Raw genomic sequence first — 14,396 nt, forward strand, 5'->3', positions numbered from 1 at the left:
AAGGACGCCAACATGGCAATCCTCGTAGATGAAAACACCAAGGTAATCTGTCAGGGCTTCACCGGCTCGCAGGGCACCTTCCACTCGGAACAAGCCATCGCTTATGGCACCAAAATGGTTGGCGGCGTGACCCCCGGCAAAGGTGGCGCTGAACACCTTGGCCTGCCCGTCTTCAACTCGGTGCACGAAGCCAAGGCCAAGACCGAAGCAAACGCATCGGTGATCTATGTGCCCCCGCCCTTCGCTGGCGACAGTATCCTCGAAGCGATCGACGCTGAGATGGAACTGATCATCTGCATCACCGAAGGCATCCCGGTGCTGGACATGATGAAGGTGAAGCGCGCGCTGGAAGACAGCAAATCGCGTCTGATCGGCCCCAACTGCCCCGGCGTCATCACCCCCGACGCCTGCAAAATCGGCATCATGCCCGGCCACATCCACAAGCGTGGCTCGGTTGGTGTTGTGTCGCGTTCGGGCACCCTGACCTATGAGGCCGTGAAACAGACGGCTGACATCGGTCTGGGCCAGTCCACCGCTGTGGGCATCGGCGGCGACCCGATCAAGGGCACCGAGCACATCGACGTGCTGGACATGTTCCTGGACGACGACGAAACCACTTCGATCATCATGATCGGTGAGATCGGCGGCTCGGCTGAGGAAGAAGCTGCTGAATTCCTGACCGAGCAAAAGAAGAAAGGTCGCTGGAAACCGACGGCTGGTTTCATCGCTGGCCGCACGGCGCCTCCGGGCCGCCGCATGGGTCACGCTGGCGCGATTGTTGCTGGCGGCAAAGGCGGTGCCGAAGACAAGATCGAAGCCATGAAATCGGCTGGTATCGTTGTGGCTGACAGCCCCGCCACTCTGGGCGAAGCTGTTCAGAAAGCCATCGAGCTGGGCTAAGGCCCGGCCATTCCGCGCGGACGTCGGGAGCGTCCACCGACCCCGCGCGACGAAACACCGGCCGGGGCCCTTTGCGGGCCCTGACCCAAAACCGCCCCGGCGCCGGGGCGCTCTAATTGCAACAATCAGGCGCGGGAGTCCTCGATGTCCGACCAAAGCCCAAACGACATTTTCCATGCCTCCAGCTTCATGCAGGGGCACAACGCCGAGTATCTGGAGCAGGTCTACGCCCAGTACGCCAATGACCCGACCGCCGTTGATGCGGCCTGGCAGGAGTTTTTCGCGCAGCTTGGCGACGCCGAGCTGGACGTGAAAGCCGAAGCCGCTGGCCCCAGCTGGCAGCGCGCCGATTGGCCCCCGACCCCGAATGACGATCTGACCGCCGCCCTTGATGGCCAGTGGCCCGCCGCCCCCGCGGCCGAGGTCAAGGACGCCGGCAAGAAGATCAAAGCAAAGGCTGCCGAAAAAGGCGTGTCCGTGACCGACGATCAGGTCAAACGCGCCGTTCTGGACAGTATCCGCGCGCTGATGATCATCCGCGCCTACCGTATCCGGGGTCACCTGATCGCCGATCTGGACCCGCTGGAAATGCGCGACAAGACACCGCATCCCGAGCTGGACCCGGCCTCGTACGGGTTCTCGGAAGCCGACATGGACCGTCCGATCTTCATCGACAACGTGCTGGGCTTGCAGGTTGCCACGATGCGCCAGATCCTCGACATCGTGAAACGCACCTATTGCGGCACATTTGCCATGCAATACATGCACATTTCCGACCCCGAGCAAGCGGGCTGGCTGAAAGAGCGGATCGAAGGTTTCGACAAAGAGATCACCTTTACCCGCGAAGGGCGCCGCGCGATCCTGAACAAGCTGGTCGAAGCCGAAGGCTTTGAAAAGTTCCTGCATGTGAAATACATGGGCACCAAGCGTTTCGGTCTGGACGGCGGCGAAAGCCTGATCCCGGCGATGGAGCAGATCATCAAACGTGGTGGTGCTTTGGGCGCCCGCGACATCATCATCGGCATGCCGCACCGCGGTCGTCTGTCGGTGCTCGCCAACGTGATGTCCAAACCCTACCGCGCGATTTTCAACGAATTTCAGGGCGGCAGCTTCAAACCCGAAGATGTGGATGGCTCGGGCGATGTGAAATACCACCTTGGTGCTTCGTCGGACCGCTCGTTCGACGACAACGAGGTGCACCTGTCGCTGACAGCCAACCCCTCGCACCTTGAAGCCGTGAACCCGGTTGTACTGGGCAAAGCGCGCGCCAAGTCCGACCAGAACAACGATCCCGACCGCACCAGCGTGATCCCGATCCTGCTGCATGGCGATGCGGCATTTGCGGGTCAGGGTGTTGTGGCTGAATGTTTCGCCCTGTCGGGTCTGCGCGGTCACAAGACCGGCGGTACGATCCACATCGTGGTGAACAACCAGATCGGCTTTACCACGGCGCCGCACTTCTCGCGCTCCTCGCCCTATCCCACCGACAACGCGCTGGTGGTTGAGGCCCCGATCTTCCACGTGAACGGCGACGACCCCGAAGCCGTGGTGCACGCGGCCAAGGTTGCAACCGAATTCCGCCAGAAGTTCCACAAAGATGTGGTTATCGACATCTTCTGCTACCGCCGCTTTGGTCACAACGAAGGCGACGAGCCGATGTTCACCAACCCGGTGATGTACAAGCGGATCAAGAAGCACAAAACCACGCTGCAGCTTTATACCGACCGCCTGGTCAAAGACGGGCTGATCCCCGAAGGCGAAATCGAAGACATGAAGGCCGCTTTCCAAGCGCATCTGAATGACGAATTCGAGGCCGGCAAAGAGTATAAGCCCAACAAGGCCGACTGGCTGGACGGGCGCTGGTCGCATCTGGACCGCGAAGGCGAAGACTACCAGCGTGGCGAAACCTCAATCTCGGAAGAGACCCTGCAAGATGTGGGCTCTGCCCTGTCGCGCGTGCCCGAAGGTTTTGCCCTGCACAAAACCGTTGGTCGCCTTCTGGACAGCAAGAAGAAGATGATGGAAACCGGCAGCGGCTTTGACTGGGCCACCGCCGAGGCGCTGGCCTTTGGCTCGCTGCAGACCGAAGGCTACCCGGTGCGTCTGGCCGGTCAGGACTGTACCCGCGGCACCTTCTCGCAGCGCCACTCGGGCCTGATCAATCAGGACACCGAAGAGCGTTACTATCCGCTGAACCACATCCGCGAAGGTCAGGCCCCCTACGAGGTCATCGACTCGGCCCTGTCGGAATACGCGGTTCTGGGCTTTGAATATGGCTACTCGCTGGCCGAACCCAACGCCCTGACCATGTGGGAAGCCCAGTTCGGCGACTTCGCCAACGGCGCTCAGATCATGTTCGATCAGTTCATTTCCTCGGGCGAAAGCAAATGGCTGCGGATGTCGGGGCTGGTGATGTTGCTGCCGCACGGCTTTGAGGGCCAGGGCCCCGAGCACAGCTCGGCGCGTCTGGAACGTTTCCTGCAAATGTGTGGTCAGGACAACTGGATCGTGGCCAACTGCTCGACCCCGGCGAACTACTTCCACATCCTGCGCCGCCAGCTGCACCGCAGCTTCCGTAAGCCTTTGGTGCTGATGACGCCGAAATCGCTGCTGCGCCACAAGCTCTGCGTGTCCGAAGCCAAAGACTTCACCACCGGGTCCAGCTTCCACCGCGTGCTGTGGGATGATGCTGAACTGGGGCGCTCGGACACCAAGCTGAAGGCAGACGACAAGATCAAACGCGTCGTCATGTGTTCGGGCAAGGTCTATTACGACCTGCTGGAAGAACGCGATGCCCGCGGTCTGGATGATGTCTATATCCTGCGTCTGGAACAGTTCTATCCGTTCCCGGCCATCTCGATGGCCAAGGAACTGGGTCGTTTCACCAATGCCGAAATGGTCTGGTGTCAGGAAGAACCCAAGAACCAAGGCGCCTGGACCTTTATCGAACCCAATATCGAATGGGTTCTGACACGCATCAAAGCCAAACATCAGCGTCCGCGTTACGTCGGTCGCAACGCATCTGCCTCGCCCGCGACGGGTCTGGCCAGCATGCACAAAGCACAGCAAGAAGCGCTCGTGAACGACGCTCTGACCATCGAAGGGAAATAAGTCCATGTCCACCGAAGTCCGCGTACCCACCCTGGGCGAAAGCGTCACCGAAGCCACCGTTGCCACCTGGTTCAAACAACCCGGCGATGCGGTTGCAGTTGATGAAATGCTCTGCGAACTGGAAACCGATAAAGTGACGGTCGAGGTCCCCTCGCCCATCGCTGGCACCCTGGGCGAAATCGTTGCCGCCGAAGGCGACACCGTTGGCGTCGACGCGCTGCTGGCCACCATCTCTGAGGGCGGCGCTGCCGCAGCCCCGGCACCCGCAGCCGAGGCCGCCCCCGCCGCTGCCCCCGCTGCGTCGGGGGGCGACGCGGTTGACGTGATGGTCCCGACCCTGGGCGAAAGCGTCACCGAAGCCACCGTTTCAACCTGGTTCAAAGCCGTCGGCGACACCGTTGCTCAGGACGAAATGCTGTGCGAGCTGGAAACCGATAAGGTTTCGGTCGAGGTCCCCTCGCCCGCAGCCGGCGTTCTGGCTGAAATCACAGCGCCCGAAGGCGCCACTGTGGACGCCTCTGCCAAACTGGCGGTGATTTCCTCGGGCGCGGGCGCTGTTGCGGCTGCTCCGGCGGCGGCCCCTGCCCCCGCTGCGGCCCCGGCTGCCGCTGCTGGCAAAGACGTCGAAAACGCCCCCTCGGCCAACAAGCTGATGGCGGAAAAAGGCATCGACGCGGCAAACGTTGCTGGCTCGGGCCGCGACGGTCGCATCATGAAAGAAGACGTGCTGAAAGCCGCCACCGCGCCCGCTCCTGCCCCGGCCCCCGCCGCGGCACCGCGCGCGCCGGTTCCGGCGGACGACGCCGTGCGCGAAGAACGCGTCAAAATGACCAAGCTGCGCCAGACCATCGCGCGCCGCCTGAAAGAAAGCCAGAACACCGCCGCCATGCTGACCACCTATAACGAGGTCGACCTGACCGAGGTGATGGCGCTGCGCAAAGAGTACAAAGACCTGTTCGAAAAGAAACACGGCGCGCGTCTGGGCTTTATGTCGTTCTTCACCAAAGCCTGCTGCCACGCGCTGAAAGAAGTGCCCGAGGTGAACGCCGAAATCGACGGCACCGATGTGGTCTATAAGAACTATGTTCACATGGGCATCGCTGCAGGCACCCCGCAGGGTCTGGTTGTGCCGGTGATCCGCGACGCCGATCAGATGTCCTTTGCAGACATCGAGAAAGCCATCGCCGAAAAAGGCAAACGCGCCCGTGACGGCAAACTGTCGATGGCCGAAATGCAGGGCGGCACCTTCACCATCTCCAACGGTGGTGTCTATGGCTCGCTGATGTCCTCGCCGATCCTGAACCCGCCGCAGTCGGGTATTCTGGGGATGCACAAGATCCAGGACCGCCCCATGGTCATCAACGGCGAGATCAAAATCCGCCCGATGATGTATCTGGCCCTGTCCTATGATCACCGCATCGTCGACGGCAAAGGCGCCGTAACCTTCCTTGTGCGCGTCAAAGAAGCACTGGAAGATCCCCGTCGCCTGCTGATGGATCTGTAAGGATCAAAACAATGACCGACCGTCCCCAACATAGGGCAGCGCGCGACCGCCGGCTGGGCGAGAAGCGCCCGCCCGATGGGGGCGGTCGGGCGCTGCCCGGTGATGCCGGGCGATGGGCACCCTGCCTGACATGACCTGCCCAACCCCCCAACTCATTCCCGCCCCGGCCGCTGGCACGTTCGATGCTGTGACAGTAAAGACCATAGCCGCAGGCACCAAACATATGCATGGGATGTGCATCAGATGTGCATGGAATGTGCATCCCCGAATTCCGAGCCAAGGAGACGAAAATGGCTGACTATGATGTGATCGTAATCGGCGGTGGCCCCGGCGGCTATGTCTGCGCCATCCGCTGCGCCCAGCTGGGCCTGAAAACCGCTTGTGTCGAAGGGCGCGAAACCCTTGGCGGCACCTGCCTGAACGTGGGCTGCATTCCGTCCAAGGCGCTGCTGCACGCGACCCACAGCCTGCACGAGGCCGAGCACAACTTCGCCACCATGGGCCTGAAGGGCAAATCGCCCTCGGTCGATTGGAACCAGATGAAGTCCTATAAACAGGACGTCGTGAACGGCAACACCACCGGCATCGAATTTCTGTTCAAAAAGAACAAGGTAGACTGGATCAAAGGCTGGGGTTCGATCCCTGCTGCCGGTCAGGTCAAAGTCGGCGATGACATTCACACCGCCAAAAACATCGTGATCGCCACCGGGTCCGAGGCCGCCTCGATCCCCGGTGCCGAAGTCGAGATCGACGAGAAAATCGTCGTCACCTCGACCGGCGCGCTGGAGCTGGGTAAAATCCCCAAGAAAATGGTGGTTGTTGGCGCTGGTGTCATCGGTCTGGAAATGGGCTCGGTCTATGCCCGTCTGGGTTCCGAGGTAACGGTCGTTGAATTCCTCGATCACATCACCCCCGGCATGGATGCTGACTTGCAGAAGGGTCTGCAAAAGACCCTGAAAAAGCAAGGTCTTAACTTTGTTCTGGGCGCCGCCGTGTCGAAGGTCGACACGATGAAAACCAAGGCCAAAGTCACCTACAAGCTGCGCAAAGACGACTCTGAGCACACCATCGACGCCGACACCGTTCTGGTCGCCACCGGCCGCGTGCCCTATACCCAAGGTCTGGGTCTGGAAGCGCTGGGTGTGGAGATGCAGCCGCGCGGTCAGGTCAAGACCGACGCCCACTGGCAGACCAACGTCAAAGGCGTCTATGCCATCGGAGACGCCATCGACGGCCCGATGCTGGCCCACAAAGCCGAAGACGAAGGCATGGCAGTTGCCGATGTGATCGCCGGTAAGCACGGCCACGTTAACTATGATGTAATCCCTGGTGTGATATACACCACACCCGAGGTTGCAGCTGTCGGCAAAACCGAAGCTCAGCTGAAGGAAGAAGGCCGCAAGTACAAAGTCGGCAAGTTCCCCTTCATGGGCAACGCCCGCGCCAAGGCCGTGTTCCAGGGCGATGGCTTTGTGAAGCTGATCGTGGATGCTGAAACAGACCGCATTTTGGGCTGCCACATCATCGGCCCGGCAGCCGGTGACCTGATCCACGAGGTCTGCGTAGCGATGGAATTTGGTGCTTCGGCCCAGGATCTGGCGCTGACCTGCCACGCCCACCCGACCTATTCGGAAGCCGTGCGCGAAGCCGCTCTGGCCTGTGGCGACGGCGCGATTCACGCCTAAAAGATTGGACTGGCCGGAGTGGGATGAAGACCCCGGCCAGTCCTTCCTGTCCCTTTCAAATACTGGGACAGGCGCGAGTGGTGGGCGCAAGGGGCGCAGCCCGCTCACACCTGTAATACGAAGGCCGCCAGCGCTTCCGTCGAACTTTATTTAATAAAATTTTAGTTGGTCAGCATCCGTAGGCCCTGCGTCACATCCGTGCGCACGGCCAAGCGCAAGGCCGGCTCGTCTCCGGCCCGCAAAGCATCAACAATATCACGGTGATGGCGCGGGGATTCACTGCGCCCGAGCCGCCCATAAAGCGCCCGCATCGTCGGCCCCAGTTGCAGCCAGACCGTTTCAGTCAGGGCCAGCATCGCAGGCGCCTGCGCCCGCAGGTACAGCGTGCGGTGAAAATCCAGATTGCTACGGATATAGCCCACAGCATCGTTGCGGCTGACAACCTCGGAAATGGTCACATTGATCGCCTGCAACCGTTCGATCAGCGCCATATGGGCACGGGGCAACGCGCGCGAGGCCAGCTCGGTCTCCAACAGGGCACGCAGCGCCGCCAGCTCTTCGATCCGTTCATTGGACAGCTCAGGCGTGGTTACCCGGCCCGAAGGCGACATCGACAATGCGCCTTCGGCCACCAGCCTGCGCATTGCCTCTCGCACGGGTGTCATCGAAACATCGAACTGCTTGGCCACCCCACGCAAAGTCAGCGACGCACCCGGCGTCAGCTGGCCATGCATGATCATGGTGCGCAGGTGGCGATAGATCTGCTCGTGCGCGGCAGAGGTTCCATCACTGGAAAGAGGTTGGGTCAACATGGCTTGAATGTGATCACAAATTTGACCAGCGTCAATCCGCGAAACGCCAGCGATGCAGTCCCGCCCCTTGTTCGTGCAGCCAGCGCCGATGAACTGCGTAATCAGGACAGAGCCGCTCTACCACGGCCCAGAACGCTGCTGAGTGGTTCATTTCCTGCAAATGGGCGACCTCATGCGCGGCGACGTAGTCCAGCACCTCACAGGGCGCCATAATCAGCCGCCACGAGTAGCTCAGGTTCCCGGTCGAAGAACACGAGCCCCAGCGGGACCGCGTATCGCGCAAAGTCAGCTTGCAGTAGGGGCGGCCAAGCATCGCAGCATATTTATCCGAGGCCGCCGCCAAACGGTCCCGCGCGGCCAGCTTAAGAAAGGCCTCTACCCGTTTGCCCGGGCGGCTTGCCGACACAGGCACCAGGATTTCACCGTCCTCAACCCGCGCGCTGCGCACCTGATCCGGCATCACCGCATGCAAGGTGCCCTCAAACGGGACACGCGTGCCAAAATCCACGTGCACCTGATCCGGATGCGCCTTCAGATGTCCCCGAATCCAATCGGCCTTTTCATTGAGAAAGGCCAATCCGTCATCCAGCGGGGCGCGGGGCGGAAGTGTCAGCGTCACCCGCCCGTCAAGCTGCGATATGCGCAGGCTATAGCGCCGCGCGCGGCCAGAACGACGCAGGCGAATCTCCAACGGCGGATCACCGGGCAAAAAGGTGGACTTCGGGTCTGTGCGCATCGTCGGGCACCCTAACGTGCTGAGCCCCGGAATCCAGCCAATATTGGCGGAATTCTTGGCTGAACCCCAAAAGGGCTTTGACAGCCCCGGGCACTTGTGGCAGTTGGCATCGACTCCGCACTGATTGTGATTGATGTAAGAGGATCTCCATGCCCAAGGAAGAATGGGGCGTCAAACGCGTTTGCCCGACCACCGGAAAACGGTTCTATGACCTGAACAAAGACCCCGTCGTAAGCCCATACACCGGCGAGATCGTTAATCTGGATACCGGCAAAGGCCGTACCCTGGTTGCAGACAAATCCGACGCCAAAAGTGAACCCCAAGCCGAAGAGGCGCTGGTGGAAGGCGAAGACGTCCTGGATGATGCAGATACCGATCTGGATCTGGGCGATGACGTTCTGGACGATGACGCCGACGACGACGAGGTATCGCTGGAAGAAATTGCCGATGTCGCGTCCGAAGACGACGACAGCTAAAAAAGCTCTGGCGCGCGGGGGATTTATGCTTGAACTCCCCCGTGGGCTTCTCTAAATACGCCCGCACAGACGGCAACGTCTGACAAGGTAGGGGCCTTAGCTCAGTTGGGAGAGCGCTTGCATGGCATGCAAGAGGTCAGGGGTTCGACTCCCCTAGGCTCCACCATTTTTCTTTTCCCGCAGCGACAACCGATAAACCCATGATGGGTAAGTAAAATCGACGTTTCAAGCGGCGTTTCTACTCTCGCATACACACCCGCCAGAGCCCGCTGAAAAGGTCGTTTGGCTCATTTGAATGCGGTTGCAGTGAGCAATGACACAGAATTTCACCAACTGATCGCAGAGGCAGCAAAGAACTCTGCCCTGTCGCTTTCGGTCGCCCCGGTTGGCGCGTTGCTGTTTTCCGCCACGGTGAACCTCTATTCTGGCGTGCCGCAGGCCCGCCACAGGCTTGTGCAAGCCCATGAAGCCATCATGGAAGCCATTATTGGCCACGATCCCAAAACCGCGGAAAAGTGGATGGCCCGTCACATACGTGACTTCCGTACGGGCTATGAAATTCTTGGGGTTGATATGCACGCACCGATCACCCTTCACCCGCGCGCATTGGAAGTCATGCAATCAAGCTAGGCGCGGCGGTTCGCACCGCCCCCCGGCAATATCGCGAAACACCTTGAGCCGGTTCCCCCCGCGCCTTACATCTGGCCTTATCAGATTTTCCAAAGGCCCCATATGTTTGACCGTTTCACTGATGTCTTGTTGCGCCATTTCATTTTGTTGATGCTGGCCATTCTGGCGCTGGCGACCGTGCTTTTGTCAGCCTTCCCGATCGCACAGGCGCCCGGATATCACGACTTCGCGGATGTCTCGCATTGGCACGGTTTCACCGGCATGGGCGATATCCTGTCGAACTTTCCCTATGCGCTGGTCTCGGCCCTGCCGATCCTGCAGATTCTGCGTGGCCCGGTGCAGGCGCGCGAGCTTTACTATCTGGCGTTCTTTCTGGCCACAGGGACGGTTGCGATTACCTCCACCGCCTATCACCTTGATCCGCAAAACTTCACCGTGCTGCCTGACCGGATCATCATCATCATGTCGGGCATTTTCCTGATGGGCATCGCCATCACACCGCTGCTAAGCCACCGTCAGGCGCTCAGCGCCATGTACATCGGGGCGCTCTATGGCGTGCTGGGGCTGATGTGGTGGTATTATACCGCCGAACATGGCGTAGAGAGCTTCGGCCCCTATGCCTTTTGCCAAGTGTTCATCCTGCTGAGTGTGCTCTTGTTTGCCGTGATCCGGGTCCGGCGCGGGTTGCCCGCCAAGTATCTGTTCGCAGCGGTAGGGTTTTATGCGCTGTCAAAACCGCTCGAAGCCATGGACGTGCAGCTCTACGAAGCGCTCCACCACACGCTCAGCGGCCATACGCTGAAACATCTGGTGATCGTCCCTGCCGTGGTCATGGTGCATTTGCACATGCTTGCCGAACGCCGCGCCGAGGTGACCTGAATACCCCCCCCTGCCCACGCCACGGGTACGCGCGCCGGTCAGGACACTTCCGATGCCAAAGGTACGATCAGCGCGGCGGCGCGCCACGCCAAGCCCCCCGCACATCGTATGCATAGGATGTGCATGGGTTGTGCATCCCTTGTGTATGCCTAAATCAGCGCCCCGTTTTGCAGCCTGACCGTGCGGTCCATCCGCGCTGCAAGCTCCAGATTATGGGTGGCGATCAGCGCCGCCAGACCGGTCTCATGCACCAGATCCATCAGCGCGGCAAACACCGTGTCTGATGTTTCCGGGTCAAGGTTTCCGGTCGGCTCATCGGCCAACAGCAGTTTGGGCTTATTCGCCATCGCCCGGCAAAAGGCGACGCGTTGCTGCTCGCCACCTGACAGGGCTGCGGGGCGGTGATCGGCACGATGATCCACGCCGACTTTCGCCAACAAATCAAGGGCATAGGCACGGGCCTCGCGGTCCGCCACGCCATTGGCCAGCTGCGGCAGAACGATGTTCTCCAGCGCCGTGAATTCAGGCAGCAGGTGGTGAAACTGATAGACAAAACCAACATCATTGCGCCGGATCGCGGTGCGGCGGCGGTCTGACAATTGGTCCACCGCCTGACCTGAAATCTGCACCACACCACCGTCGGCCGTGTCCAGCAGACCCGCGATGTGCAACAGCGTCGATTTCCCCGCGCCCGAGGGCGCAACCATCGCCACGGCCTCGCCCGGTTGCACTTGCAAATCCACCCCGCGCAAAACCTCTACGGCGTTGGGCTTTCCTTTGCCGTAGGTCTTTGTAATAGCTTGTAAAACCAGCGTTGGATCACTCATAGCGCAGCGCCTCTACCGGGTTCATCCGGGCCGCGCGGCGGGCCGGGAAAATGGTGATAATGAATGACAATCCCAGCGATAACCCAACCGCAGACATCACGTCTGAAAGCTCTAGTACCGCGGGCAAACGATAGATGCCGCGGATGGAAGGATCCCAAACCCCGCCCCCCGATGCGCCGTTTACAAAGGCAAGGATCGGGTCGAAATAGACCGCGAACAGGCAGCCCAGGATCACGCCGAACCCGGTGCCCAGAATGCCAACCAAAGCGCCGCACAGGAAAAACACCCGCAACACCGACCCTTCGGTCAGCCCCACAGTGCGCAAAATGCCAATGTCGCGCCCCTTGTTTTTCACCAGCATCACAAGACCCGAGATGATGTTCATCGCCGCGATCAGCACCAGCACCGACATCAGCACGAACATCACCGTATCTTCCACATCCAGCGCTTTCAGGAAGCTGGAAGAGGCATCGCGCCATGTCCACAACAGGGCACGCTCACCGCCTGCCCGCAGCAGCGCGGTTGCATAGTCGTCCACCGCCTCAGGCTCTGTCACCATGACCTCAATTTCGTCGGCCGCGCCTTCGCGGTTAAAAAAGCTCTGGGCCTCGGTAAAGGGCATGTAGACGCGCGTGCGGTCGATCTCGTATCGACCGGCCTGAAACACATAGACAACCTTGTAAGCCTTTGATCGGATTGAGGTTCCAAAGGCTGTCTTCACCCCATTGGGCGAAATCAGCTTGATCGTATCCCCAACCTGCACCCCCAGATTACGCGCCACGCCGGTGCCGATTGCGACGCCTTGTTGAAAGTCATCCAACGTGCCAAAGGACACTTCGGGCGCGGCAATACGAGGCACTTCGCGCAGGTCTTCAAGGGTGATGCCAAAGACCTCAACGCCCGCGTTGCGGCTGCGCAGATTGGCCATGACCTGCCCTTTTACCAAAGGCGCGGCGCGGGTGACGCCGTCGATCTCAGCAATGCGCGCCGCCATCTCCTGATAGTCGGCAATGGTGCGGGTGGTCTGACCCGCGTCGTTTACATAGACGCTGGAATAAACCGTCACATGGGCATTGGCGCCCAGAATTGTATCGACAAATTCAGCCCGAAACCCCGAGCGCACCGCCAGCGTGATAATCAGCGCAGCCACGGCAAGGGTGATGCCGATCAGGGAAATCCAGGTCATCACGCTGACCCCGCCCTCAGAGCGGCGCGCGCGCAGATATCGCCAAGCGATCATCCATTCAAAACGGGAAAAAGGGGCGGTCAATTCTTGTCCTTCCTTGGCTCGCGCTGACAGTGGCCATCCCACCCGTGCGCGTCAAGCGGTGGCGGCGGGTTTACGCCGCCAAAAGCCGCCGCACGGGCCATAACAGCAAAGACAGAAAAGCGGCCATGATCGCCCAGCCGCTAACAAAGCCCACAGCCGCACAAATAGCGCCATCCACGGTCAAGGGAAGCGCAGGTTTGAACGTATCCCATGTGCGCTGCGCCAGTTCGCTATCCGCGAAGTTCCACGGGGTCGACAGGCGCTGCACAACAGACTGCGCTTTCATGGTGTCATAGTCGGCCTGCAAGCGGTCATATCGCGCCAAAGTGGCGCCCATTGTATCGCGCAGGTCCTCTTTGAACGCGGTGCCTTCAAGCTGGGCCAGCGCCTCTTCGCGGCTTAGCCCGCGCATCTTGGCCGTCACGTCAAAGGCCACGGCCATGCCCCGCAGCTCATCCACAGCACCAGACAGACGTTGCAGATACTGTTGCGAAAATTCAGGGAATTGCGACAAGCCCGCCGCCCCCGACAGCCCGGCCGCCAATGTTAGGATACGCAGCATTTGGTCCTCTTAGGTGGTTCAGCAGGTCATGCCCGTTACCGGGCACCGATAATCATCAGGGGCGAACGTGCCAACACGCCCCCTAGCGCCGCGCGACAAGCGGCGCAGCATGTGACTTGAGCACCGGGCGCGCAGTGGGCCATTCGCCAGAGTGCCCACCGGACAATTCAGGGAAAATCGCTTCCAGCTCTGCCCGGATTTCCTCATCTTTTTCAAGAATGTAATTGCCGGGGTGAAAGCTTTCGGTGGTGACACCTTCGGCATAGATGATCTCGTGTTGATCAAACAGCAGATGAAGATAGGTGACCGTGTCGCGCGGGCTGCGGGCGATCGTATCGCCGTTGACAAGATGTTTGGCGGCGATCAGGACTTCGTCCTGCCCAAAATACAGCGGTGCGCGCCAGTCGCGGATCAAGAACCGATGTTGCGGCGATACCAATAGCGGGCGCCGGTTGCCAATCGCTCCTTTCGCAAAGTGGATCGGGGCGTGCTCGCCGCGGGCGTCCACCTCGCGGTTGCCGATCCAGCGGACCGGCTGCGGGCCATTGTCTTTGGTCACCACCAGATCGCCCACTTCAAGCGTTTCAATCTTTACCGTGCCATCAGGTGTTCGAATACGGACCCCGGGGGTAAAGCAGGTGATGCCCAATTCCTGAAGCGTGACGGGCTCTTCGATTGTGGTCCAGCTGGTCGACACCAGCACCGCATCCGTCAGCGTTGAACCATCCGTCGGGGTAAACACCTCGCGCCCGTCAGACAGATAAAAGGTGACGCCCGTGATCGTTTCGGTCGAGCCATCCGGGTACTGAACGGTGACCGTATCCCCGGTGTAAGAGGCCACGATATCCGTGTCGTCAATCGCATCCCGGCCCTGACGCCCCATCACCTCATCGCTGCGATGGTCGACAACATTCAGCTCAACAGCTTCCAGCTCCGTCCCCGCAGGGGGCGGATTATACGGATCCATCACGTAAAACGTGTCCGTATAGATGGTCACATTGTTC

General features: G+C 60.4%; 13 protein-coding genes and 1 tRNA gene. 8 read left to right on the plus strand and 6 right to left on the minus strand.

The window, feature by feature from the left end; genetic code table 11:
- Positions 1-12 precede the first annotated feature (12 nt).
- The 4 genes from sucD (at position 13) to lpdA (ending at position 7,200) form a co-directional block, all read left to right on the plus strand.
- Positions 13-900, plus strand: coding sequence for a succinate--CoA ligase subunit alpha (gene sucD / locus ATO10_RS11980; protein WP_035251770.1), 888 nt, complete (start codon positions 13-15; stop codon positions 898-900).
- Positions 901-1,044: 144 nt separating this feature from the next.
- Positions 1,045-4,011 (plus strand): 2-oxoglutarate dehydrogenase E1 component, encoded by a 2,967-nt coding sequence (locus ATO10_RS11985; RefSeq protein WP_035251771.1) that lies wholly within the window; start codon positions 1,045-1,047, stop codon positions 4,009-4,011.
- A 4-nt stretch (positions 4,012-4,015) separates the two neighbouring features.
- Positions 4,016-5,515: a 2-oxoglutarate dehydrogenase complex dihydrolipoyllysine-residue succinyltransferase gene (gene odhB, locus ATO10_RS11990; protein WP_035251772.1), complete on the plus strand. Its 1,500-nt coding sequence runs from the start codon at positions 4,016-4,018 to the stop codon at positions 5,513-5,515.
- Between the two features lie 290 nt (positions 5,516-5,805).
- Complete coding sequence (gene lpdA, locus ATO10_RS11995; RefSeq protein ID WP_035251774.1) at positions 5,806-7,200, plus strand: dihydrolipoyl dehydrogenase; 1,395 nt, start codon at positions 5,806-5,808, stop codon at positions 7,198-7,200.
- Between the two features lie 161 nt (positions 7,201-7,361).
- Here the strand turns inward: lpdA and ATO10_RS12000 are convergent, their stop codons facing one another.
- Both ATO10_RS12000 and ATO10_RS12005 read right to left on the minus strand, forming a co-directional pair.
- Complete coding sequence (locus ATO10_RS12000) at positions 7,362-8,012, minus strand: GntR family transcriptional regulator (RefSeq protein ID WP_035251776.1); 651 nt, start codon at positions 8,010-8,012, stop codon at positions 7,362-7,364.
- 31 nt (positions 8,013-8,043) lie between these two features.
- Positions 8,044-8,748 (minus strand): M48 family metallopeptidase, encoded by a 705-nt coding sequence (locus ATO10_RS12005; RefSeq protein WP_035251777.1) that lies wholly within the window; start codon positions 8,746-8,748, stop codon positions 8,044-8,046.
- A gap of 149 nt (positions 8,749-8,897) precedes the next feature.
- On the opposite strand from ATO10_RS12005, the gene ATO10_RS12010 reads away from it, so the two are divergent.
- The 4 genes from ATO10_RS12010 to ATO10_RS12025 all read left to right on the plus strand — a co-directional run bounded on the left by ATO10_RS12010 (position 8,898) and on the right by ATO10_RS12025 (position 10,733).
- Entirely contained in the window at positions 8,898-9,224 is a 327-nt protein-coding gene (locus ATO10_RS12010) for a TIGR02300 family protein (protein WP_035251779.1), read from the plus strand.
- A 90-nt stretch (positions 9,225-9,314) separates the two neighbouring features.
- Positions 9,315-9,390 (plus strand) — tRNA-Ala (locus ATO10_RS12015).
- A 140-nt stretch (positions 9,391-9,530) separates the two neighbouring features.
- Entirely contained in the window at positions 9,531-9,854 is a 324-nt protein-coding gene (locus ATO10_RS12020; RefSeq protein ID WP_051598124.1) for a FadR/GntR family transcriptional regulator, read from the plus strand.
- Between the two features lie 102 nt (positions 9,855-9,956).
- A complete protein-coding gene (locus tag ATO10_RS12025) occupies positions 9,957-10,733 on the plus strand; it encodes a hypothetical protein (RefSeq protein WP_035251781.1) in 777 nt (258 codons plus the stop codon).
- A 149-nt stretch (positions 10,734-10,882) separates the two neighbouring features.
- Here the strand turns inward: ATO10_RS12025 and ATO10_RS12030 are convergent, their stop codons facing one another.
- From ATO10_RS12030 to ATO10_RS12045, 4 genes are all read right to left on the minus strand, one after another.
- Complete coding sequence (locus ATO10_RS12030; protein WP_035251783.1) at positions 10,883-11,560, minus strand: ABC transporter ATP-binding protein; 678 nt, start codon at positions 11,558-11,560, stop codon at positions 10,883-10,885.
- A complete protein-coding gene (locus ATO10_RS12035; RefSeq protein WP_051598130.1) occupies positions 11,553-12,800 on the minus strand; it encodes a lipoprotein-releasing ABC transporter permease subunit in 1,248 nt (415 codons plus the stop codon). Before ATO10_RS12035 ends, ATO10_RS12030 begins: the two co-directional genes overlap by 8 nt.
- 100 nt (positions 12,801-12,900) lie before the next feature.
- Positions 12,901-13,392 carry a DUF2937 family protein gene (locus ATO10_RS12040; RefSeq protein ID WP_035251787.1) on the minus strand — a complete coding sequence of 164 codons (492 nt, stop codon included), beginning with the start codon at positions 13,390-13,392 and terminating at the stop codon, positions 12,901-12,903.
- An 82-nt stretch (positions 13,393-13,474) separates the two neighbouring features.
- Positions 13,475-14,389: a Hint domain-containing protein gene (locus ATO10_RS12045; protein WP_035251788.1), complete on the minus strand. Its 915-nt coding sequence runs from the start codon at positions 14,387-14,389 to the stop codon at positions 13,475-13,477.
- Between the last annotated feature and the right edge of the window lie 7 nt (positions 14,390-14,396).

The sequence above is a fragment of the Actibacterium atlanticum genome, from assembly GCF_000671395.1.
Classification (GTDB): domain Bacteria; phylum Pseudomonadota; class Alphaproteobacteria; order Rhodobacterales; family Rhodobacteraceae; genus Actibacterium_D; species Actibacterium_D atlanticum.

What these genes read in the sequence shown, in the direction of transcription:
- sucD (WP_035251770.1), top strand. Translation starts at nt 13, where the DNA reads ATGGCAATCCTCGTAGATGAAAACACCAAGGTAATCTGTCAGGGCTTC.
- ATO10_RS11985 (WP_035251771.1), top strand. Translation starts at nt 1,045, where the DNA reads ATGTCCGACCAAAGCCCAAACGACATTTTCCATGCCTCCAGCTTCATG.
- odhB (WP_035251772.1), top strand. Translation starts at nt 4,016, where the DNA reads ATGTCCACCGAAGTCCGCGTACCCACCCTGGGCGAAAGCGTCACCGAA.
- lpdA (WP_035251774.1), top strand. Translation starts at nt 5,806, where the DNA reads ATGGCTGACTATGATGTGATCGTAATCGGCGGTGGCCCCGGCGGCTAT.
- ATO10_RS12000 (WP_035251776.1), bottom strand. Translation starts at nt 8,012, where the DNA reads ATGTTGACCCAACCTCTTTCCAGTGATGGAACCTCTGCCGCGCACGAG.
- ATO10_RS12005 (WP_035251777.1), bottom strand. Translation starts at nt 8,748, where the DNA reads ATGCGCACAGACCCGAAGTCCACCTTTTTGCCCGGTGATCCGCCGTTG.
- ATO10_RS12010 (WP_035251779.1), top strand. Translation starts at nt 8,898, where the DNA reads ATGCCCAAGGAAGAATGGGGCGTCAAACGCGTTTGCCCGACCACCGGA.
- ATO10_RS12025 (WP_035251781.1), top strand. Translation starts at nt 9,957, where the DNA reads ATGTTTGACCGTTTCACTGATGTCTTGTTGCGCCATTTCATTTTGTTG.
- ATO10_RS12030 (WP_035251783.1), bottom strand. Translation starts at nt 11,560, where the DNA reads ATGAGTGATCCAACGCTGGTTTTACAAGCTATTACAAAGACCTACGGC.
- ATO10_RS12035 (WP_051598130.1), bottom strand. Translation starts at nt 12,800, where the DNA reads ATGATCGCTTGGCGATATCTGCGCGCGCGCCGCTCTGAGGGCGGGGTC.
- ATO10_RS12040 (WP_035251787.1), bottom strand. Translation starts at nt 13,392, where the DNA reads ATGCTGCGTATCCTAACATTGGCGGCCGGGCTGTCGGGGGCGGCGGGC.